This window comes from Thiomonas sp. UBA7699, assembly GCF_002482605.1.
GTDB lineage: Bacteria > Pseudomonadota > Gammaproteobacteria > Burkholderiales > Burkholderiaceae_C > Thiomonas > Thiomonas arsenitoxydans.
In genome coordinates this window covers 61,358-82,365 of sequence record NZ_DLGH01000013.1, presented here as the reverse complement: position 1 = coordinate 82,365, position 21,008 = coordinate 61,358, and the positions used below count along the sequence as shown (strand labels likewise).

Genomic DNA, 21,008 nt, shown 5'->3' with positions numbered 1-21,008 from the left:
CTCACGGCAGCCAGCGGGCGACGGCCAGGGTGCGCCAGCCGTTGAACTGCTGCCACACGGCCATGGTGCTCCCCACCGCATCGACGGCCAGCGCGGGAAAGCTGGCCTGCACCGTGGCGCTCGGGTCGGACAAGGTCTGCGGCGCCTGCCAGCGCTGCTCGGCCGGGTTGTAGCGCGCGGTCTGCACCTGCATTCCGCTGGGCCCGTCTTGATACCAGGCGCAACGCACATTGCCCGCCGCATCGGTCACCAACACCGGGTTGCCCGCGCTGCGCAGCGCGGGGTCGTCGATCTGCTGCGGCGGCGACCAGCGAGCCGAGGCGGCATCCGCGCCAGCATCGCGCCGGGCGGCGAGTATGGCGTATCGCACCGGGCCACCCTGCGCCGACTTGGCCTGTTCCCACATCAGCGTGAGATCGCCCGCGGCATCGGCGGTGAGCGCGGGCGAAAGCGCCGGGCCGGTGAAGGCCGTGCTGTGCTGAATCTGCGGCGCGCTCCAGCGAAACGCAGCGCCGCTGCCCACGGGCAGAAGCTGGCTGACGGCAATGCGCTGCAACGCATCCCGACCTTGCACCCATGCGGCGACGATGGCCTCTTGCGGTGTAGCCGTGAGCGCAGGGCTTGTGGCGGCGATGCCCTCTGCGCTGAGACGCCGTGGCGCATCCCACGACTGGCCGGAAGGCTGCAACGCCGCGGCAAACACCGCCTCGCGCCCGGAAGTCCCCTGCTGCCAGGCGGCTACCACCTGCCCTTGCGGCGTGGCGGCAATCACCGGGTTGTACGCATTGGCAGGGCCGCGATCAACGGGCTGCGCGGGCAGCCAGCGCAGCGCTGCCTGTTGCCAATGGGCCGCATAAATGGCGGTGTGGCGGCCGTCGGGCTGCTGCCAGACCACGGTGACATTGCCCGCGGCGTCGGCGGCGAGTTGGGGATTGGTGGCGTTGCCGGGCAGCGCGGGTTGATCGAGCCGCTGCGGGGCCTGCCACGCGCCGCCATCGCTGCGCGCCGCAAATACGGCGTTGCGGCCATCCACCGCCTGAAACCACACGACGGTGAGGCGCCCCTGGCGATCCGCCGTGATGGCGGGAATGCTCGACGCCCCAGCTTGCGGCCCTTGCAGATCGATGGCTTGCGGGCGGCTCCAGACCTGCGTGTCCGGGTTGAAGCGCGTGGCCAGAATGGCGCGGCGGCCCGCATCGTCCTGAAACCACACCGCGACAAAGTCACCGTCGGCCGTTGCCGCCACTTGCGCGCCGCTGACGGGCAGATCGACTTGGTGCGCTGTACGGCTGTCGTCGATCTGCACGGGCGCACTCCATGCGCTGCACGCGGTGGTGAAGCGGCTGCGCACGCGCTCTGGCGCGTTCAGCAGGAGGGTGTAGGTGGTGCAGCCAACCAAGGGCACGGTGGGCTCGAACACTGCGCGGTCGCCGGAGGTGCGCACCAGGCCGCGAACCGCAGCCCCGTCCGGGGCGAGCAACAGCAAGCGGTCTGCCGTGATGGCGGCCGCCTGCGCCGGGGCGGCAAAGCGAAGCCCGGGCGTCACTGTGCGGGCCACATCGCTGGCGCCGGAGGCTGGCAAGGGCTCGGGTGCGCTTTGCGCGTTCGCCGTACCCGCAACGGTGCACAGCGCCACGATGACCGCAAATTGCTCGACCCAGCGCCTGCGCATCACAGTCTCCCCATGAACTTCATCAGCCAGCGGGTACGCGGCCCGTAGGGCGGCGCGGCCAGGCCGACGCCAGAGAACCGCGTCTGAAAAAGTACGGGCTTGAGCTTGCTGAAGGTATCGAATCCCCAGCGGCCGTGATAGCTGCCCATGCCGGACGCCCCAACGCCGCCAAAGGGCAACTCGTCTTGCGCAAAGTGCAGCAAGGTATCGTTGACCGTCACGCCGCCGGCATGGGTGTGCAGCAGGGCATCGGCGGTGCGCTGGCGGTCGTGGTCGAACCAGTACAGCGCCAGCGGGCGCGGCTGGCTGCGTAGATGAGCCAGCGCCTGCGCCAGATCGTCATAGGCCACCACGGGCAGCAGCGGACCGAAGATTTCTTCGTTCATCAAGCGCACCGAGGCCGGGGCGTCGCACACCAGCGCGGGCGCGAGGCGGTGGCGCAGATCGTCGGCCTGCACGCCGTCGAACAGGGCATGCACCTGCGCGCCGGCGGCGCGAGCTTCGCCCAGTAGCCCGAGCAGACGGCTGTATTGGCGATGGTCGATGATGCTGGTGTAGTCGGGGCTGCGCAGGCCGTCGGGATAGAGTTTTTGCGCCGCGGCGCGGCAGGCGGCAACCCAGTCAGACTGCTGCGCACGCGGCACGAGCACATAGTCGGGCGCGATACAGGTCTGCCCGGCGTTGAGCAGCTTGCCGTAGAGGATGCGCTGGGCCGCGTGCGCCAGGTCGTAACCCGGCGTGATGACGGCGGGCGATTTGCCGCCGAGTTCCAGCGTGACGGGAGTGAGGTTGGCCGCCGCCGCCGCCATGACGCGCTTGCCCACCCCGGTGGAGCCGGTGAACAGCAGGTGGTCGAACGGCAAGGCGCTGAAAGCGGCGCCGATTTCTGCATCGCCCTGCACCACCGCCACTTCGTCGGGCGCAAAGGTTTGTCCGGCCCGCTGCGCGAACACCGCGCTGAACGTGGGCGTGAACTCGGAGAGCTTGACCATCGCCCGGTTGCCCGCAGCCAGCGCCGCCGTCAGCGGCGCCACCGCCAATACCAGTGGGTAGTTCCACGGCGCAATGACGCCTACCACGCCCAGCGGCTGGGGCAGCACCCGCGCCCGGGCGGGAAAAAACCAGGGTGAAACAGAGGCGGCGCGCGGACGCATCCAGCCTTTGCCGTGCTTGAGCGCATCGGCGATGCCCGTCAGGCTGGGCACGAGTTCGAGCATGCCGGTTTCGGGCGGCGGGCGGCCGCCGAAATCGGCGTCGATGGCCTCGGCGAACTCGGCCGCATGAGTGCGCAGCAAGGCCTGCAGTCGTCGCAGCCGGTCGCGTCGCAGCGTCCAGTCGGGATAGGGCGCGGCGTCGAACGCCGCTCGCAGCACGCTGAAAGTCTGCTGGAGTGAAGCGGCGAAATCAGGGGCGCGATCCATGGCTTTGGCGGCAAACTGAACATGCAGCAAAGCATGGTAAGTCGGATGCCGCCAGCATGAAAAATTGGTTTGCCATGCCCCGCTCGACAAAACCCCTTCGCTGAATCGGGTATCAAAAAACAACTCAGGCAGTATTTGCCTAAGCAATAAACTGCGCGGCATGAATTCTTCCGCCCCCACTCCCACGACCGCGCCGCGTTTCTACGACGGCTCGGAGTATGCCAAGGACAACTCGGTCGGCTTTCTGATGAAAGTCGCGCTGGCGGTGCTGGTGCGCAATCTGGAGCATCAACTGCAGGGGCTCGACCTCACCGGCTCGCAATGGCATCCGCTGCTGCATGTGCACCAAGGCTGCGACACCGTGGCCGCCTGCGCCCGCGAAATGCAGACCGATGCCGGCGCCATGACCCGCATGCTCGACCGCCTGGAAGCCAAGGGCCTGTTGGTGCGCGAGCGCAGTTGCAGCGACCGCCGCGTGGTCAACCTCTCGCTCACCCCGCGCGGCAGCGAGGTGGCGGCGCAAATTCCGCATGTGCTCTCCGAGGTGCTCAACGACCATCTGCGCGGCTTCAGCCCCAAGGAGTTTGCCCAGTTGCTCGACCTGCTGCGGCGCTTCATCGCCAATGGCGAGGCGCTGGCCGAAGCCAACAAGGCAGCCCCCGGCCCGCAACTGGTGGTGCAGGAACGCGACCCCGAAGAAAACAACGACAACAACCCCTCCTGACCCGTTCTCATCATGCTCAACAGACCTTTCGTTCGATCCGCCACGCTGGCCGCGCCGCTCTTGGCAGCCCTGCTACTGGCGGGCTGCGCCAGCACCGAAGGCATCGCGCCCACGGCCCAGCTCACTCGTCCGCAGCAACTCGGCTTGCAGCCGGTGCAGACCGCCTTTCCCAAGAAAGGCTGGTGGGCCGACTTTCACGATCCTGAACTCGACCGCCTGATCGCCACCGCCCTGGCCGACAACCCCAGCCTGCAAGTCGCGCAGGCGCGGCTCGAACAGGCCCGTGCGCAGGTGCAGGGCGCAGGCAGCGCGCTCAAGCCCAAGCTGGGCGCCGCGGTGAGTTCCACTCGCCAGCAGTTCAGCAACAACTACATCTACGGCCCCTACGGCAGCAACTGGTATTACGACAATTCGGCGCTGCTGCAAGGCAGCTGGGAGTTGGACTTTTTCGGCAAAAACCGGCAAACGCTGCAAGCCGCCATCGGCGAGGCCCACGCCGCCGCCGCGCAGGAGCAGGCCGCGCGGGTGCTGCTCGCATCCAACGTGGCCAGCGCTTATGTGAACCTTGCGCGGCTGATCGCCATCCAGAACGTGCTTCAGCAAACCCTGCAGCAACGCGAGCACATGCTCAAACTGGTGCAGGACCGCGTGCGCGCCGGTCTGGAAACCACGGTGCAGGAGAAGCAGGCGCTGGCCGAAGTGCCGCAGATCCGTCTGCAGCTCGACCAGACTGCGGTGCAGATCACGCAGGCGCGCAATCTGCTGGCCGCGCTCACCGGCCAAGCCCCGCAGGCCACGGCCACGCTCGCCCCGCAGCTCTCCGCCCTGCCGACCATGAACCTGCCCGACACGCTGCCCGCCTCGCTGATCGGCCGCCGCGCCGACATCGTCGCTGCGCGCTGGCAGGTGGAAGCCGCGCTGCACGGCGTGAAGGCGGCCCGCGCGGCGTTCTATCCCGACGTCAATCTCACGGCATTCGCCGGGTTCTCTGCGCTGGGCTTCAGCCAATGGCTGACCGGCGGCAGCCAGACCTTGGGCGTCGGCCCCGCACTCACCCTGCCGATCTTCGAGGGCGGCGCGCTGCGCGCCCAGCTTCGCGGCAAATCGGCGCAGGCGGACGCCGCCATCGCGCAATACAACGGCACGCTGGTGGACGCAGTGCATGAGGTCGCCGACGCCATCGCGGCGCGGCAATCCATCGGTCAGCAGATCGCGCAACAGCAGCAGGCGCTCGATGCTGCGCAGGACGCGCTGCGCCTGGTCGATCAGCGCTACAAGGCCGGGCTGTCGAACTACCTCACCGTGCTCACGGTTGAGTCGAGTGTGCTCAAGCTGCAGCAGGCCGGGGTGGACTTGAAAGCGCAGGCGCTGGCCGACGACGTGGCGCTGATTCGCGCCCTGGGCGGGGGCTACAACGCGCCGAAGATGCCCGAGCAGGCTCCTGCGAAATCCTCCTGACCCACGCTTTGACTTCTCCTTCTAAAAACGAATCGAATCCCAACGGAGCGCATCCATGAGTACCCCAGACAGCAATAAAACAGAAGGCGCGGCCCAGCCCGCCGAAAATGGCAACGGAAGCGGCAACGGCAAGGCCGCCAAGCGGCGGCGGCTGATGCTGCTGGCCATCGGCTTTTTCGTTATCGTCGGCGCCGTCTATGGCGGCTATCACTATTGGGAATCCCTGCGCTACGCCTACACCGATGACGCCTATGTGCAGGGCAATCTGGTGCAGGTCACGCCGCAGGTGGGCGGCACGGTGACCGCCATCGACGCCGACGATACCCAGCTGGTCAAGTCCGGCCAGCCGTTGGTGCAGCTCGACGGCGCCGACACCCATGTGGCGCTGCAACAGGCCGAGGCCCTGCTGGCGCAGGCGGTGCGTCAGGTGCGGGTGAGCTTTGCCAACAACGGCACCCTGGCTGCCCAGGTTGCCGTGCGGCAGACCGATGTCAGCGTCGCGCAGGCCAATGTAGCCAAGGCCCAGGACGCGCTGCGCCGCCGCCAAGAGCTGGCGGGTACCGGCGCGGTGGGCGCTGAGGAACTGCGGCAGGCACAGATTGCCTTGCAATCCGCCCAAGCCGCGTTGACCACCGCGCAGGCCGGGGTGAAAGCCGCGCAGGAGCAACTCGCCGCCAGCGAAGCGCTGACCGCGGGCACGGTCATCGCCAACAACCCCTCGGTCAAGCTGGCCGCGGCCAAGCTGCGCGAGGCCTATCTGGCGTATGAACGCACCACCATTCCGGCGCCGGTCAGCGGCGTGGTGGCGCGGCGCACGGTGCAGCTCGGCCAGCGCGTGGCGCCCGGCCAGCCGCTGATGTGGGTAGTGCCGTTGAACGATGTGTGGATCGACGCCAATCTGAAGGAAACCCAGCTGCGCGACGTGCGCATCGGCCAGAAGGCCACGGTGACTGCCGACACCTATGGCGGCAGCTTCACCTACACCGGCCATGTGGTCGGACTGTCGGCGGGCACCGGCGCGGCGTTCTCGCTGTTGCCCGCGCAGAACGCCACGGGCAACTGGATCAAGGTGGTGCAGCGCCTGCCGGTGCGCGTGGCGCTCGATCCCAAGCAGGTCGCCAGCCACCCGCTGCGCGTGGGCATGTCCACCGAAGTGACCATCGACATCAGCGACCACAAAGGCCCGCTGGTCATGGACGAGCCGCCCACCAAGCCCGCCGCCCGCACCGACGTTTACGCCGCCGACTGGCAGAAGGCCGACGCCCTGGTGAACGCCATCATCGCCGCCAACGCCGGCGGCAAGCGCTAAAGAGGCCAACATGAAACAGCCCCCTCGCTCGCTTTGCTCGCTGCCCCCCACGGGGGGTGTCAGCTCCTTCGGAACGGCCGTGCGGAGCAAGATGAAACGACCCCCTCGCTCGCTTTGCTCGCTGCCCCCCACGGGGGGTGTCAGCTCCTTCGGAACGGCCGTGCGGAGCTGACATGGCCACTACGCAAGAAATTGAAGAAAGCGCGGCCGGCGCCTTGCCGAGTCCGGCACCCGCCAAAACCACGCCGACGCACATGACGCCCTTGACCGGCAGCGCGCTGGTGCTGGGCACCATCGCCCTGTCGCTGGCGACCTTCATGAACGTGCTCGACACCTCGATTGCCAACGTGTCGATTCCCGCCATCGCGGGCGACCTGGGGGTGAGTTCGTCGCAAGGCACCTGGGTCATCACCTCGTTCGGGGTGGCCAACGCCATCGCCGTGCCGCTCACCGGCTTCGTCACCCAGCGCTTCGGCGCGGTGAAGGTGTTTCTCACCAGCATTCTGCTGTTCACCCTGTTCTCGTTTTTGTGCGGGCAGGCGCCGAGCATCGAAATTCTCATCCTGTTCCGCGTGCTGCAGGGCGCCAGCGCCGGACCGATGATTCCGCTCTCACAAACCCTGCTGCTCTCCAGCTACAAACCCGCGCGTGCCGGCATGGCCATCGCCATGTGGTCGATGACCACGCTGATCGCCCCCATCATGGGGCCGCTGCTCGGCGGCTGGATCACCGACAACATCTCCTGGCCGTGGATTTTCTATATCAACGTGCCCGTGGGTCTGCTAGCCGCTGCGGTCACTGCGTCGATCTACCTGCGACGCGAAACGCCCATCCGCAAGCTGCCGATCGACTGGACCGGGCTGGGGCTGTTGGTCATCTGGGTGGGCTCGCTGCAGATCATGCTCGACAAGGGGCAGGAACTCGACTGGTTCTCCAGCCCGGTCATCATCGCGCTGGCCGCAGCGGCCGTGGTGGGTTTCGTGCTGTTCCTGATCTGGGAAATCTACGACGAGCATCCGGTGGTCGACCTAACCCTGTTCAAGATCCCGACCTTCACCATCGGCACCATCTTGCTGGCGCTGGCCTACGGCATGTTCTTCGGCAGCCTGGTGCTGCTGCCGCTGTGGCTGCAGGAGTTCATCGGCTACACCGCCACCGACGCGGGCGAGGTGCTGGCCTGGGTGGGCTTGTTCGCGCTGATTCTCTCGCCCATTATCGGGCGCTATCTGCCCGTGCTCGATTCGCGCTGGGTCACCACGTTTTCCTTCCTGGTGTTCGCCGTCGTGTTCTATATGCGCTCGCAGTTCACCACGGGCGACAGCTATTGGGAATATTCCATCCCCACGGTGATTCAGGGCATCGCGACGGCGACTTTCTTCATCCCGCTGCTGGGCATCATCCTCGGCGGACTGCCGTCGCACCGCATCGCGGCGGCGTCGGGGCTATCGAACTTCGCGCGCATCACCGCAGGTTCGTTCGGCACTTCGATCTACACCACCTTGTGGACCGACCGCGCCGATCTGCACCATGAGCAGCTGGTCACGCACATCTACGCGGGCAACCCGGTGGTCGAGCCCGTACTGCATGGCATGCAAGCCCAGGGCTTCAATTATGAGCAGGCTTTGGGTGTAATCAACCGCCTGATCGACCAACAGGCGTACACCCTCGCTGTGGACGACATGTTCCGCCTCAGCGCCTGGCTGTTTGTCGCCATGATCGTGCTGGTCTGGTTCATCAAACCCTCCAAGAGCAGCGCCGGCGGTGAGGCCGCAGCAGGCGCGCACTAAAAACATCTTTTCTCAAGAACCCCAAAGAGGTCTGCGATGCAAAACCCAACTTCTCAAAATTCCCATCGGCCCAAGCAAGGGGCGAAGCGGCCCGGGCTCACCACGGCGGCGCTGCGCCGCGCGGCCCTCGCCGCCGCCCTGCTGTTCACCGCAGGTCTGGCGCCAGCGCAGGCCACCGAGCTTTCCGCGCTCTGGGGTATCGACAAGGGCCACAGCTACAGCAATGCCACGCTGGCCCTTCAATCCGGCCCGCTGTGGCAACACGATTTCGCGCATAGCCGCCTCGACGTGGTGCTCGAAGCCTCGTTGGGACAAGTGAGCAGCTCGGAAGGCCCCGGCAGCCGTCACCTCACCCACGTCGGGCTCACGCCCTTTGCGCGCTGGTGGTTTGCGCCGCAGACGGCGATGGAATTCGGCATCGGCGCCAACCTGTTTTCGGGCACGACCCTCGGTGCCAAGCGAATCTCCACCGCCTACCAGTTCGGCGATTCCATCGGCCTGCTGCATCGCTTCGCGGGCACGCCTTGGACGCTGGGCGCGCGCCTCACCCATTACTCCAACGCCGACATCAAGCGCCCCAACCCGGGGCAGGACTATCTCCAGGTACGCCTCGGCTACAGCTTCAATTGACCACCCGCAATGGCCGCCCCCCCGCCCGATCAGCGTCCCCAACCCTGGCTTCGTAACTTTTTCGCAGACGAGGGAAGGGCCTGGCTGTTCGTCGCGAAATGCCTGCTCGCCATGTATGGCGGGGCTTGGCTAGCCATGCGCCTGCACCTGGAACAACCCTCGACCACGATGCTCACGGTGGCCATTGTGATGCACCCGCAAAGCGGCATGGTGCTGGCCAAGGGCTTTTACCGCGCCATCGGCACCCTGGCGGGCAGTCTTGCGGGCTTGCTGCTGATTACCGCTTTACCCCAGCAGCGTGAGCTGTTTCTGCTGGGGCTCTCGCTGTGGATCACGCTGTGCGCCAGTGGCGCCGTGCTGTATCGCAACTTCATGGCCTACGGCTTTGTGCTGGCGGGATACACAGCGGCCATCGTGGTCTTACCCATCGTCAACGACCCACTGGCCGGATTTCAGTCGGCCCAGATGCGGGTCAGCGAAGTGCTGCTGGGCATTCTGGTCGCCAGCGTGGTGAGCGATGGGGTGTTTCCCCAGCGTCTACGTGTGGCCCTGCGCCGCAGTGCACGTGCGCAGGTCGATCACTTCTTCGCCTTCGTCCGCGACGGTCTGGGCGGCGACGTGCCGATAGCCCGCATGGAGGAAGCGAACCTGGAATTCGTGCGCGCGGCAGTTCAGCTTGAAAATCTGCGCGCTTCGGTGATTTTCGAAGACCCGGAAGTCCGTGCTCGCAGCAGCCACATGCGCCTTCTAAACCATCGCTATATGGCGGCTGCCACTACGTTCCAGTCGCTGCTCCATCTGGTCAACCGTCTGCAGCGCAAAGGGCAGACCGAAATCGTGACTGCCTTGACCGCGCTTTACCAACCGCTGCCAGCCGTGCTGACGCTCCCCGCCCGCGCGCTCAGCTCGAGCGACATGCTGGCGCAGCGGCTCGACCGCTATCAAAACGACCTTCCGGAGCAGATCGCCGTGCAACGCAATGCACTGCCGCAGCGATCTGACCCGCTCGAATTCGCAACCGGGGCCGCCCTGCTGCAGCGCTTCTCCGCCGAGCTGTACGACTTTGCCCGCACCGAAGCCGCCCTGCGAGGCGGGGTCATCCGCCCCGACCAGGAACGGGTGCATTTCCGCCGCAGCAACATCTGGTCCGATGCCGGACTCACCGGGCTACGGAGCTTTCTCACTATGACGGTTCTTAGCATGCTCTGGATCCAGAGCGGTTGGGCCTTCGGTGCAACCACCATGCTGCTGGCCACCGTGTTCAGCGGCCTGCTGGCCGCAGTGCCGAATCCGGTCGCCGCCGCGCTCAATACGTTGTATGGATTCGCCGCGGGCATAGCCGCCGCGTCGTTCGTGGTGTTCAGGATGCTGCCGATGGGTGACAATTTCCCTTGGCTCATCGCCGCCACACTGCCTTTGCTTTTGCTGGGACCCTACCTGAGCACGCGGCCACAATTTTCCGGTTTCGGCGCGGGCTACACCACCAGCATGGTGCTCAACCTCGCGCTGAGCCAGCCCATATCTTACAACCCGGAACTATTTTTCAACAGCGCCCTGGCGCAACTCGCCGGGTTGGCGGCCGCCGCTGCTGCCTTCATGCTGCTGCCGGGGCAAGTAAATCTACAGCGCCAACTGCGGCGCCTACGCCAACTGGTCGGCATGGCGGCAAGCGCACGGCTGGAAGGGCTGGCCTGGCAGTTTGAAAGCCGATGCCGGGATCTGGTGCAGCAAGCCGTTCTGCATACGCCGCCAGGCAGTGCGCAGGCACGCACGCTGACGGCCTGGTCGCTGGCCGTGCAGGAGAGCGGTCGCACGCTGATCGAGCTGCGCCAGGACCTGGCCGCAGGCACTCTGCCGGATGCGGCGCTCATGCTTATCGATACCGCAGTTCACGCGATCAGCGCGCTTTATCGCACACCCAATGCGCCGCATTGGCAACAGGCCGATGCGGCCGTGAAAGCGGCAATTTCGGCCATGCCGGATGGACTGGTCCGCAATCATCTCTACCAACTTCACAGCGCGTTGCATGACACTGAATCCCCGCTAGTCGGCCTGACTGCGCCCAACCCTATCGTGAGTGCCACGTATGCCGCGTGAGATCGATCTGTTCGGTGTGCTGGTTCCCGGCATACTGGTGATTTTTTTCGGCAGCCTGCTCATCGCTGGCCTGATCGACGGCCTGCTGGGAAGCCTGGGCGGGTATCGCTATGTCTGGCACCCCGCCCTGTTCCGACTTGCCGTGTTTCTTGCCCTGTTCGCTGCGACAGGCCTGTTGCTGCTTTGACCGTCACATGAAGACCCAGTCGCTCCAATCCCTTCTTCGCGTCGCTATCACCCTGGTCGTGGTAACAGCGGCCCTATTGCTGGCCCGTATGCTGTGGCATCAGGACGCCGAATCCCCCTGGACACGCGACGGCCGCATCCGCGCCGACGTGGTGCGCGTTGCGCCTGATGTCTCCGGACTGATTCGCACCGTGGCCGTGCACGACAATGAGTTCGTGCATCGCGGCCAAGTGCTTTTCATCGTCGACCCCGCACGTTTCGAAAATGCGGCGCAGCAGGCCCAAGCGGAAATCGCTTCCGCGCAGGCGGCGCTGCAGGTCGCGCAAGCCGATATTCGAGCGGCGCAGGCGGGCGTGGCTGCCGCAAACGCGCAGTCAGGCAGCCTGCGCGATAAGGCGCAACGGCGGGACCATGCTGCGCCTGGCGTGGTCTCCACCGAAGAAAGGACGGATGCCGCAGCAGCCGCCGCCATCGGACAGGCCCAGGTTCTGGAGGCACGGGCCCGTCTGGGCCAAGCGCAGGCTGAGCGCAGCAAGGCACTTGCTGCGGAGCAACTGGCCCGCGCGCACCTGGCGCTAGCTCAGCTCAATCTAGCGCGTACGCAGGTGCGCGCGCCTTCGGACGGCACCATCACCAATCTCAAACTCGAAGCAGGCGACTACGCGGCGGCTGGGGCCCCGCGCGTGGCCCTGGTGGACAGCGATAGCATGTATGTGGAGGGATATTTCGAGGAAACGAAACTGCCACAAATTCGTGTAGGCGACCCGGTGGATATTCGCCTCATGGCAGGCGGAGTGCATCTGCGCGGCACGGTCACCGGCATCGCGCGCGGCATCGCATCGCGCGAAAACCCGATGGGCAGCGACCTGCTCTCCGAGACAAACCCTATTTTCGACTGGGTCCGTCTGGCGCAGCGTATTCCTGTGCGCATAGCCATCGACCGCGCCAGCCTGCCGCCGCACCTGCGCCTTGCGGCCGGCATGACGGCCACGCTGCGCATCCAGCTGGGAATCCTGCCTCTCGGCAAAACCTGAGAGCATCCCAAGCCCCTGGCGGCGCCCGGCTTTCGCGAAGAGACGATCTTGCGCTACAAGGTGAACGGCAGTGCCGAGATGACCGACAAGTCATTGGTGCGAGTCTGCGGCGTTGTAGGACGCTGCGAGGTGAGCCCGCTCGTGAGCCTGGTCCGGGAATCGTCGGCGACAGTGGTGAGCACAGCGATGTGCATCCCGTTTGAGAGATTGAGTCGAATTCGACGACTCCCATGGCGCTGCCATTCGTTGACAATCTTGGAGCAAACGATGGCGATGCGCAAGCGAGATGATGATCTGGTCTTCCCTAACGCGGCGGGTATTGACGTAGGAGGGTCGAGCCACTGGGTGGCCGTGCCCAGGCACTGCTGTGACGAGCCGGTACGAGAGTTCGGTGCGATGACCGACGATCTGCACACCCTGGCCGACTGGCTGCTCGCGTGCGGGGTCGATGCGGTGGCGCTAGAGTCCACCGGGGTGTACTGGATCCCCGTTTTCGAGGTGCTGGAGCAGCGCGGCCTGAAGGTCTGGCTGGTCGACGCGCGTCAGATGAAATACGTGCCCGGACGCAAGAGCGATGTGCAGGACTGCCAGTGGTTGCAGAAGTTGATGAGCCTGGGGTTCTTGCGCGCGGCGTTCCGACCGACCGATGAGGTCTGTGTGGTGCGAGCTGTGGCCCGTCAGCGCGACGTGCTCCTAGCCGAGCAGGCCAGTTGGGTGCAGCGCATGCAAAAGGCGCTGGTGCAGATGAACATCCAGCTCACCGAGGTGCTCACTGACGTGATGGGCATGACCGGCCAAGCCATCATCCGCGCCATCGTCGCTGGCGAGCGCGACCCCAAGACGCTGGCCCGGTATCGCAACGCTCGTGTCAAGGCCAGTGAGACGGAGATTGCCAAGGCCTTGACGGGCAACTGGCGCGACGAGCACCTGTTCGTGCTGCGCCAGGCGCTGTCAATGGATGACGACATCGCCCGGCATCTGGGCGAATGCGATGCCAAGCTGCAGGGGCTGCTGAGCGAGCTTGGCTCAGCCCAGGTCGATCTGGGCAAGACGCCTCGTGCGGGCAGCAAGCTGCGCGCGCAGTTCGATACGCGCCAGATCTTGGCCAACTGGGCGGGCGTCGACCTCACCCGCATCAACGGCCTGGGTCTGTCTGCGGTGATGACGATCCTCTCGGAAGTTGGCCCTGACCTGAGCCGCTTCGCCAACGTCAAGCATTTCTGCTCGTGGCTGGGCCTGAGTCCGGGCACGAAGATCAGCGGCGGCAAGGTGCTGTCGGCCAAGACCCGGCGATCCGCCAACCGGGTGCGCCAGGCGCTGAAGATGGCGGCGATGAGCCTGTCGCACAGCGACTGCGCGCTGGGTGCGTTCTATCGCCGACTATCGGGTCGAATGGACAAGCCGCGTGCCAACACCGCCACCGCGCACAAACTGGCCCGGATGGTGTACTTCATGCTGACGCGTGGCGAGGCGTTCGTCGATCAAGGCCAGCAGCGCTATGAAGATCAGCAGCGCGAGCGCTCAATCGCCACCCTCAAGCGCCGCGCCGCTGCCCTAGGCTTCCAGATCCATCCCAACCCGGTGCCAGCATGAAACCGGCCTTCAACCGTTTTGTTTCTTGAGAGGGTGTGAACAAATCCCAAATCCGCTATGCCCGCTTACCGCATTCTCTGAGTACGAAGGGCTGCGGCACAATGCGGGCACCATGCTCGACAACCCGCCCGAACCCACCCGCATCATCGCCATCCGTCATGGTGAAACCGACTGGAACGCCGCTTCGCGCATCCAGGGTCATACCGATATTGCGCTGAACGCGCGCGGGCTGGAGCAGGCCCGGCTGGCCGCCCGCGCCTTGGCCGATGAGCCCTTGGCCGCCGTGTACGCCAGCGATCTGCAACGGGCCTGGCAGACGGCGGAAGCAATTGCCGCGCCGCACGGCCTGAGCGTCATACGCGACCCCGGCCTGCGCGAGCGCTGCTTCGGCGCGTTCGAGGGCTACAGCTTTGCCGCGCTGGAACCGCTGCACCCCGAACTGTGCGCCCGCTGGCGTCACCGCGACCCGACCTTCGCCGCCCCCGGCGGAGAAACCCTGCGCGACTTCGCCGACCGCGCCCAGACTGCCTTGCGGCGCATTGCCGCGCGCCATCCCGGCCAGCTCATCGTCGTCGCTGTGCATGGCGGCGTGCTCGACGCCTTCTACCGCGCCGCCACCGGGCAGGAACTGCAGGCGCCGCGCAGCTTCGAACTGCGCAATGCCGCGCTCAACCGCCTGCTCTACGCCCAAGGCCAGCTCACCCTGGTGGGTTGGGGCGATACTGCGCATCTCGATCGCAGCCTCAACGAAGGCGTGCAATAGTGCCAGCTTCACCGTTTTTTCTGCGCTGAATCCATCAAGAAAAGGGTCAAGAGTCGCTAGACTGCGGCTTTTGCTCCTGTTCGCTCTACCCCGCCATGGCTGCTGCTCGTACCCGCCTGTTTTCATCCCTCTTGGGGCTCACCCTTGCGCTGAGCAGCCTTTCGGCCCAGGCCGGGCTGGGCCGTCCGTTGTCAGAAGCGGCCCAGGACGGCAATCCGGTGAGTCAGGTGCAACGTGTCGCGGCGCAGGCGACGTCTGGCCCGACTGCAGCCAGCAATGCGTCGGCCGTTCAATCGCAAACCGTGCAAACGCCGCAGGGCGTGACGGTCACGGAATATGCCAACGCGGCGGGCACGGTGTTCGCCATCACCTGGAAGGGGCCATTCAAGCCCAATCTGCAACAACTGCTCGGCAGCTATTTCGCCCCCTACGTCCACGCCGCCCAGACGCAGACGCAACAGCTCAATGTCTCGCAGGTGGCGGGCAGCGACATCGTCGTGCACAGCGCGGGCCGCATGCGCGGCTTTCTTGGCGTAGCTTGGGTGCCCTCGCTGGTTCCTGCCGGCTTCGACCCCGCCAGCCTTCAGCCCTGAGGCTGCGCCGCCATGTTGACCGGACTGCGCTCCTGGCGCCTTAGCGGCCGTTTGATGCGTCTGGCCGCCCCCGCTGCGCTGGTCGGCCTGCTGTTGACCGGCTGCGGAGGCGGCGGCAGCAGCGCGCTGCCATCGCCACCATCTGTCACCCTGAGCAGCCCCGCAACGGGCAGCAATGTGGCGGCGGTCAGCATTCGCCAGTTCCAGAGCGCCCCCAGCATCACGGCGAACACGCCCTATGTCGATGTGAAGGTCTGCGATGCCAGCGGCAACTGCCAGACCATTCCCGACGTGATGGTGGATACCGGCTCGGCCGGGCTGCGGCTTTTTGCCAACAAGGTCGCACTCAATCTCCCTGGCATTGCCTCGGGCGACGGCACGCTGGCCGCCTGCGCCCAGTTCGCCTCGGGCTATGCCTGGGGCAGCATGCACCTGGCCACGGTGCAGATCGGCGGCGAAGTCACGACCACGGCCATCCCCGTTCAGTTCATGAACGACCCCGCCCTACCCACCGCGCCTTCGACCTGCGCCGCACAGGGCATCGACTTCGCCACCCGCTTCGCCCCGGTGGCCAACGGCATTCTGGGCATCAGCAATTTCATTCACGACTGCGGCGCAGGCTGCACCGCGGCCACACCAGCCGCCGACCGCCCTGCGATGTATTACCGCTGTGCGAGCGGCGCTTGCAGCCAGACCAGCGCCGAACTTTCGCAACAGGGCGCCAACCCCATTTCCGCGTTTGCCGTGGACAATAACGGCAGCATTCTCACACTGCCCGCCGTGGCGCCCGGTGGCGCTGCCAGCGCGACCGGCACGCTGGTTTTCGGCATCGGCACGCAGGCCAACAACGCGCTGCCCGCGGGCGCCGAAATTTTCCCCATCGGGCAAGATGCCTACATCGACGGTCGCATCGATGGCGTGATGGGCCGCGGCTTCATCGACAGCGGCTCCAACGGCTACTTTCTCGACCTCGACCCCAGCGTCACCCGCTGCACACCCAACGCCGCATTCAGCTGGTACTGCCCCAGCAGCCCGGTTGCGCTCACCGTTCAGCTCAGCGGCGCCTCCAGCGCGCAGACCCTGGTCATCGGCAATGCGCAGACCATGTTCGACCAACAGTTCACCGCCCTGCCCGCTCTGGGCGGCACCGCCGCCATCGCCCAGTTCGCCGATCTCGGCCTGCCCTTTTTCTACGGCCGCCCCATCGCCACTGGGTTGGAGGACAGCAGCAACGCCAGCGCGCCCTACGGCTACTGGGCGTTCTGAAGCCGATGGACACTGTCATCTGAGCTGCGGTTCAATGGTTTGGCGATGAACCCCGACTTGTATTTGACCTAGCCCCGAGGCCGCAACCATGCTGCAAGCAAGCCGATCCGCCGTTTACCACACGCTATCCGTCATCGCGGCTTTGAGCACAGCGCTGCTGCTCGCTGCCTGCGGAGGAGGCGGTTCAAGTAGTGGCACCACCCCCTCAGGCAACGTCGTCCCCGTCAGCATTCGCCAGCTCGGCAGCAACACCACCACGCTCACAGCGAACACGCCTTACGTCACCGTCACGGTCTGCGCGCCAGGCGGCAGTCCTTGCCAGTCCATCCCAGACGTGCTGGTGGACACCGGCTCGCAGGGGCTGCGGCTGTTTTCCGCTGCACTCAACAACGCTCAACTGAGCGCTCTACCCCAAATCACCAACGGCAGCTCCACCTTGGCGGCCTGCGCGCAGTTCGCCTCGGGCTATGCCTGGGGCAGCATGCGGCAGGCCATCGTGCAGATCGGGGGTGAAGCCACCACGACCGCGATCCCGATCCAGATCATGGATGACCCCGCGCTGCCCGCCGCGCCCAGCAGTTGCAGCGGCTCGGGCGGGGTCGATTTCGCCAGCAATTTTTACGGCATCGCCAACGGCATTCTGGGCGTGAGCAATTTGAAGTACGACTGCGGCAGCGCCTGCGCTCAAAGCGCCAAACCGGGGGTGTATTTCGCCTGCACCGGCAGCACCTGCACGGGGACGACGGTGGACACTTCGCTGCAAGGCATCAACCCCATCGCGGCATTCGCCACGGACAACAACGGCAGCATCCTCGCCCTGCCCGGCGTGCCGCTGCCCCTTGGCGCGCCCAGCGCAAACGGAACGCTGATTTTCGGCATCAATACGCAGACCAACAACACGCTGAGCGGCGCGCAGCTTTATCCGCTCGACAGTGCTGGCAATCTGTCTCTGACCCTGAACGGAACGGCGATGTCGGGCTTCGTTGACAGCGGCTCCAACGGTTATTACCTGGCGCTCAGCGGCGTGCCGACCTGCTCGCAGACCTCAAGCTTTTACTGCCCTTCGCAGGCGTTCAGCCTGGCGGCCAGTCTGCAGTTGGCTGACCGCTCCTATGGGCCGACGCAGAACATCGTGATCGGCAATGCGCAAGAGATGTTCCAGACACAAAACGCCGCCCTGCCCGCGTTGGGCGGAACGGCGGCCATTTCGGGTTTCGTGGATCTGGGGCTACCGTTTTTCTACGGCCGTTCAATCGCCACGGGCCTGGAAGGCACCAACGCCAGCGCGCCCAACGGCTATCTGGCGTATTGAGCTCGCCGGACCTCAGCCGCCGAACAGATCGCCACCCGGGCGCTGCGGCGCGGCCAGGCCGAGATGAGCGTAGGTCGCCGCGGTGGCGATGCGCCCGCGCGGGGTGCGCTGCAAGTAGCCCTGCTGGATGAGGTAGGGCTCGATCACGTCTTCGATGGTGTCGCGCTCTTCGCCAATGGCCGCGGCCAGATTGTCCAGCCCCACCGGCCCGCCGTCGAAACGGTGCACCACCGCTTCGAGCAGCTTGCGATCCATTACGTCGAAACCCAGCGGATCGACGTCGAGCATGCGCAAGGCGGCATCGGCCACTTCGGCGCTGATTCTCCCGGCGGCTTTCATGTCGGCATAGTCGCGCACCCGGCGCAGCAGGCGGTTGGCGATGCGCGGCGTGCCGCGGGCGCGGCGGGCAATCTCGACCGCGCCGTCCGGGTCGATGACCGCCCCGAGCAACTTGGCCGAACGCAGCACGATGCGAGTCAATTCCTCGGCGGTATAAAACTCCAGCCGGGCGACGATGCCGAAACGGTCGCGCAAGGGGTTGGTCAACATGCCCGCGCGCGTGGTGGCGCCAACCAGGGTGAAGGGCTGCAGGTCGATTTTCACACTGCGCGCGCCCGGTCCTTCGCCGATCAGAATGTCGATCTGATAATCCTCCAGCGCCGGATACAGAATCTCCTCGACCACCGGCGAGAGGCGGTGAATCTCGTCGATGAACAGCACGTCGTTGCGCTCCAGATTGGTCAGCAACGCGGCCAGATCGCCCGCGCGTTCAAGCACCGGGCCGGAGGTCGAACGCAGGTTCACGCCCATTTCCCGCGCCACGATGTGCGCCAGCGTGGTCTTGCCCAGACCCGGCGGGCCGAACAGCAGCACGTGGTCGAGGGCTTCTTCGCGCTTGCGCGCCGCGCCGATGAAAATGTCGAGCTGCTCGCGCACCCGCGCCTGGCCGACATAGTCGTCGAGCTGCTGCGGGCGCAGCGCACGCTCGGCCACGGCCTCCTGCGGCGACACGGCCGCAGCATCGATCACCCGCGCGGGGCTGGCAGCAAAGGCATCAGGTTGTATGGGCACGGCAGGCGGCGCGAAGAACTGGAAATCCGCACAGCATAGATCAACCGCGAAGCAGCGCTTCTTCCGCCACGGCCAGCGCATCGGGCAGGCCGGAAAGCACCACGGTATCGCCCTCTTGCAGCAGCAGGGTGGGAGCGGGTTTGAGCACCTGACCGTTGCTGCGCCGCACCTGCGTGACGCGCGCGCCCTCGCGGCTGACCGCACGCAGCATCTGCCCCACGGCGGCGGCTTCGGCAGTAAGGGTGATCGATTGCAGACGCGGCTGATCGGCGTCGTCCAGCGAGGCATCGTCGCTGCCGTGAAACCAGTCGCGCAGCAGGCCATAGCGCTGCGCGCGCGCATGTCGCACCCGTTTGAGCACGCGCGGCAGCGGCACGCCCACCAGAGCCAGAGTGTGAGAGGCCAACATCAGCGAGCCTTCGAGAATTTCGGGCACCACCTCGGCAGCGCCAGCCTGGCGCAACTCTTCGAGCGGACCGTCGTCCATGGTGCGCACCACCACCGGCACATGCGGCGCATGCTCGCGCATGAGATGCAAGATGCGCAGCGCCGAATGCGTCTCGACATAGGTGATGACCAGCGCACTCGCCCGCTGCAAGCCGGCCGCCTGCAGCGTGGCCAGCCGGGTGGAGTCGCCGTACACCACGTTCTGCCCGGCGGCCTTGGTCTGCGCCACCCGGTCGGGATCGAGGTCGAGCGCAAGGTGCGCAATGTGCTCGGTATCGAGCAGACGCGCCAGATTCTGCCCGCAGCGGCCGAAGCCGCAGATGATGACGTGGTTCTGCGCCTTGATGGAACTGCGCGCGATATTGGTGAGCTGCAGCGAGGCGAGCATCCAGTCGGCCGATGACACCTTGAGCACAATGCGGTCGATGTGCTGTCCCAGCAACGGGGTGTAGAGCATGGAAATGACCATGGCCGCCAGCACCGGATTGAGCACCTCGGGCGGAATGAGCGTGTTGCCCGACGCGATATTGAGCAGCACGATACCGAATTCACCCGCAGGCGCCAGCCACAGCGCCACCCGCAGGCTCAGCCCCGGCGGCGTTTTTCGCAGACGCTCGATGCCGAACACCAGCGCCGCCTTGACCAGCGGCGGCAACACGGCCAGCAGCAGCACCAGCCACCACTGCGCCAGCACAAGCCGCCAGTCGAGCAGCATGCCGATGGTGATGAAAAACAGCCCGAGCAGCACGTCGCGGAAGGGGCGAATGTCCGCCTCCACCTGCGCCTTGTAGGGCGTTTCGGCAATGAGCATGCCGGCCAGAAAAGCGCCCAGCGCCAGCGACAGCCCGGCCAGCTCGGTGATCCAGGCCAGCCCCAAGGTGAGCAGCAGCAGATTGAGCATGAACAGCTCATCGGACTTGCGCTTGACCACGATGCGCAGCCAAGGCTGCAGCAAGCGCCCGCCTGCCAGCAAAATGACCGCCAGCACCAGCACCGCCTTGATGGCAGCAAACAGCAGCAGCCGCGGCAGATCGGCGCTGTGCGAAGCCAGCGCTGGAATCAGGATCAGCAGGGGCACCACCGCCAGATCCTGAAACAGCAGCACACCGATGATGTGGCGACCATGCTCCGAGTCGAGTTCAATTTTTTCCGCCAGCAGCTTGACCACGATGGCCGTGGAGGACATGGCGAACGCGCCGCCGATGGCAATGCCCGCCGCAATCGCTTGCGACCAGAACTGTGGCATGAACCCGGCAAACGCCAAACTGGCCAGCAGCACCACCGCCAGGGTCGAGAGCATTTGCGCCGCGCCCAGCCCGAACACCAGCGAACGCATGGCCTTGAGCTGGCCCAGGCTGAATTCCAGGCCAATGGAAAACATCAGGAACACCACGCCGAATTCAGCCAGATGCTGCAACCCGGCGGTGTCTCCGGCCAGCGCCAGGGTGTTGGGGCCGATGACCACGCCTACTGCCAGATAGCCGAGCATGGGCGGCATGGACATGGCGCGAAACACAGCCACGCCAATCACGGCGGCAGCGAGGTAAAGCAGGGTGAGTTCGAGGCCGGTCATCTTGGAGAAAAAGGCTGGCGAAAATTTTGTATCTACCCGGCGCAGCATAAGTCATGCCCAAGTTCCAAACGT

17 protein-coding genes are annotated in these 21,008 nt (G+C 65.8%); 13 read left to right on the top strand and 4 right to left on the bottom strand.

Features of this window, described 5'->3' with window-relative positions:
• Nucleotide 1: 1 nt before the first annotated feature.
• Together B3H47_RS05115 and B3H47_RS05110 are read right to left on the bottom strand one after the other, a co-directional pair.
• Nucleotides 2–1,672, bottom strand: coding sequence for an Ig-like domain-containing protein (locus B3H47_RS05115; protein WP_286986309.1), 1,671 nt, complete (start codon nucleotides 1,670–1,672; stop codon nucleotides 2–4).
• Entirely contained in the window at nucleotides 1,672–3,093 is a 1,422-nt protein-coding gene (locus B3H47_RS05110) for a coniferyl aldehyde dehydrogenase (protein WP_286986308.1), read from the bottom strand. The genes B3H47_RS05115 and B3H47_RS05110 overlap by 1 nt, the downstream gene beginning before the upstream one ends.
• Before the next feature lie 160 nt (nucleotides 3,094–3,253).
• Between B3H47_RS05110 and B3H47_RS05105 the strand changes: the two genes are divergently transcribed.
• The 13 genes from B3H47_RS05105 to B3H47_RS05045 all read left to right on the top strand — a co-directional run bounded on the left by B3H47_RS05105 (nucleotide 3,254) and on the right by B3H47_RS05045 (nucleotide 17,845).
• Nucleotides 3,254–3,817 (top strand): MarR family winged helix-turn-helix transcriptional regulator, encoded by a 564-nt coding sequence (locus tag B3H47_RS05105; protein WP_286986306.1) that lies wholly within the window; start codon nucleotides 3,254–3,256, stop codon nucleotides 3,815–3,817.
• 12 nt (nucleotides 3,818–3,829) lie between these two features.
• Nucleotides 3,830–5,275 carry an efflux transporter outer membrane subunit gene (locus tag B3H47_RS05100; protein ID WP_286986305.1) on the top strand — a complete coding sequence of 482 codons (1,446 nt, stop codon included), beginning with the start codon at nucleotides 3,830–3,832 and terminating at the stop codon, nucleotides 5,273–5,275.
• 55 nt (nucleotides 5,276–5,330) lie between these two features.
• Nucleotides 5,331–6,584, top strand: a complete 1,254-nt coding sequence (locus B3H47_RS05095) for an efflux RND transporter periplasmic adaptor subunit (protein ID WP_286986304.1) — start codon at nucleotides 5,331–5,333, stop codon at nucleotides 6,582–6,584.
• A 173-nt stretch (nucleotides 6,585–6,757) separates the two neighbouring features.
• Complete coding sequence (locus B3H47_RS05090) at nucleotides 6,758–8,371, top strand: DHA2 family efflux MFS transporter permease subunit (RefSeq protein WP_286986303.1); 1,614 nt, start codon at nucleotides 6,758–6,760, stop codon at nucleotides 8,369–8,371.
• Between the two features lie 36 nt (nucleotides 8,372–8,407).
• Complete coding sequence (locus B3H47_RS05085; protein WP_286986302.1) at nucleotides 8,408–9,001, top strand: acyloxyacyl hydrolase; 594 nt, start codon at nucleotides 8,408–8,410, stop codon at nucleotides 8,999–9,001.
• A 9-nt stretch (nucleotides 9,002–9,010) separates the two neighbouring features.
• On the top strand, nucleotides 9,011–11,098 hold the full coding sequence (locus B3H47_RS05080; protein WP_286986301.1) for an FUSC family protein: 2,088 nt from the start codon (nucleotides 9,011–9,013) through the stop codon (nucleotides 11,096–11,098).
• Nucleotides 11,088–11,285, top strand: coding sequence for a DUF1656 domain-containing protein (locus B3H47_RS05075; protein WP_286986299.1), 198 nt, complete (start codon nucleotides 11,088–11,090; stop codon nucleotides 11,283–11,285). Before B3H47_RS05080 ends, B3H47_RS05075 begins: the two co-directional genes overlap by 11 nt.
• 7 nt (nucleotides 11,286–11,292) lie before the next feature.
• Nucleotides 11,293–12,318, top strand: a complete 1,026-nt coding sequence (locus B3H47_RS05070) for an HlyD family secretion protein (protein ID WP_286986298.1) — start codon at nucleotides 11,293–11,295, stop codon at nucleotides 12,316–12,318.
• A gap of 267 nt (nucleotides 12,319–12,585) precedes the next feature.
• The gene (locus tag B3H47_RS05065; protein WP_286986297.1) at nucleotides 12,586–13,911 is read left to right on the top strand and encodes an IS110 family transposase; all 1,326 of its coding nucleotides are present in this window, start codon (nucleotides 12,586–12,588) and stop codon (nucleotides 13,909–13,911) included.
• 112 nt (nucleotides 13,912–14,023) lie between these two features.
• A complete protein-coding gene (locus B3H47_RS05060; RefSeq protein ID WP_286986295.1) occupies nucleotides 14,024–14,674 on the top strand; it encodes a histidine phosphatase family protein in 651 nt (216 codons plus the stop codon).
• Between the two features lie 95 nt (nucleotides 14,675–14,769).
• On the top strand, nucleotides 14,770–15,267 hold the full coding sequence (locus B3H47_RS05055) for a DUF2844 domain-containing protein (protein WP_286986294.1): 498 nt from the start codon (nucleotides 14,770–14,772) through the stop codon (nucleotides 15,265–15,267).
• A gap of 12 nt (nucleotides 15,268–15,279) precedes the next feature.
• Nucleotides 15,280–16,533 carry a DUF3443 domain-containing protein gene (locus B3H47_RS05050; RefSeq protein ID WP_286986293.1) on the top strand — a complete coding sequence of 418 codons (1,254 nt, stop codon included), beginning with the start codon at nucleotides 15,280–15,282 and terminating at the stop codon, nucleotides 16,531–16,533.
• Between the two features lie 88 nt (nucleotides 16,534–16,621).
• Nucleotides 16,622–17,845 carry a DUF3443 domain-containing protein gene (locus B3H47_RS05045; protein ID WP_286986292.1) on the top strand — a complete coding sequence of 408 codons (1,224 nt, stop codon included), beginning with the start codon at nucleotides 16,622–16,624 and terminating at the stop codon, nucleotides 17,843–17,845.
• A gap of 12 nt (nucleotides 17,846–17,857) precedes the next feature.
• Here B3H47_RS05045 and ruvB read toward each other — a convergent pair whose 3' ends face one another.
• Nucleotides 17,858–18,916, bottom strand: a complete 1,059-nt coding sequence (ruvB, locus tag B3H47_RS05040; protein WP_276707911.1) for a Holliday junction branch migration DNA helicase RuvB — start codon at nucleotides 18,914–18,916, stop codon at nucleotides 17,858–17,860.
• A gap of 40 nt (nucleotides 18,917–18,956) precedes the next feature.
• Complete coding sequence (locus B3H47_RS05035; protein ID WP_286986286.1) at nucleotides 18,957–20,936, bottom strand: monovalent cation:proton antiporter family protein; 1,980 nt, start codon at nucleotides 20,934–20,936, stop codon at nucleotides 18,957–18,959.
• Nucleotides 20,937–21,008: the final 72 nt, after the last annotated feature.

Excerpts from the sequence above, each read along its gene's own strand:
- B3H47_RS05115 (WP_286986309.1), bottom strand. The coding sequence starts at position 1,672 with ATGCGCAGGCGCTGGGTCGAGCAATTTGCGGTCATCGTGGCGCTGTGC.
- B3H47_RS05110 (WP_286986308.1), bottom strand. The coding sequence starts at position 3,093 with ATGGATCGCGCCCCTGATTTCGCCGCTTCACTCCAGCAGACTTTCAGC.
- B3H47_RS05105 (WP_286986306.1), top strand. The coding sequence starts at position 3,254 with ATGAATTCTTCCGCCCCCACTCCCACGACCGCGCCGCGTTTCTACGAC.
- B3H47_RS05100 (WP_286986305.1), top strand. The coding sequence starts at position 3,830 with ATGCTCAACAGACCTTTCGTTCGATCCGCCACGCTGGCCGCGCCGCTC.
- B3H47_RS05095 (WP_286986304.1), top strand. The coding sequence starts at position 5,331 with ATGAGTACCCCAGACAGCAATAAAACAGAAGGCGCGGCCCAGCCCGCC.
- B3H47_RS05090 (WP_286986303.1), top strand. The coding sequence starts at position 6,758 with ATGGCCACTACGCAAGAAATTGAAGAAAGCGCGGCCGGCGCCTTGCCG.
- B3H47_RS05085 (WP_286986302.1), top strand. The coding sequence starts at position 8,408 with ATGCAAAACCCAACTTCTCAAAATTCCCATCGGCCCAAGCAAGGGGCG.
- B3H47_RS05080 (WP_286986301.1), top strand. The coding sequence starts at position 9,011 with ATGGCCGCCCCCCCGCCCGATCAGCGTCCCCAACCCTGGCTTCGTAAC.
- B3H47_RS05075 (WP_286986299.1), top strand. The coding sequence starts at position 11,088 with ATGCCGCGTGAGATCGATCTGTTCGGTGTGCTGGTTCCCGGCATACTG.
- B3H47_RS05070 (WP_286986298.1), top strand. The coding sequence starts at position 11,293 with ATGAAGACCCAGTCGCTCCAATCCCTTCTTCGCGTCGCTATCACCCTG.
- B3H47_RS05065 (WP_286986297.1), top strand. The coding sequence starts at position 12,586 with ATGGCGATGCGCAAGCGAGATGATGATCTGGTCTTCCCTAACGCGGCG.
- B3H47_RS05060 (WP_286986295.1), top strand. The coding sequence starts at position 14,024 with ATGCTCGACAACCCGCCCGAACCCACCCGCATCATCGCCATCCGTCAT.
- B3H47_RS05055 (WP_286986294.1), top strand. The coding sequence starts at position 14,770 with ATGGCTGCTGCTCGTACCCGCCTGTTTTCATCCCTCTTGGGGCTCACC.
- B3H47_RS05050 (WP_286986293.1), top strand. The coding sequence starts at position 15,280 with ATGTTGACCGGACTGCGCTCCTGGCGCCTTAGCGGCCGTTTGATGCGT.
- B3H47_RS05045 (WP_286986292.1), top strand. The coding sequence starts at position 16,622 with ATGCTGCAAGCAAGCCGATCCGCCGTTTACCACACGCTATCCGTCATC.
- B3H47_RS05035 (WP_286986286.1), bottom strand. The coding sequence starts at position 20,936 with ATGACCGGCCTCGAACTCACCCTGCTTTACCTCGCTGCCGCCGTGATT.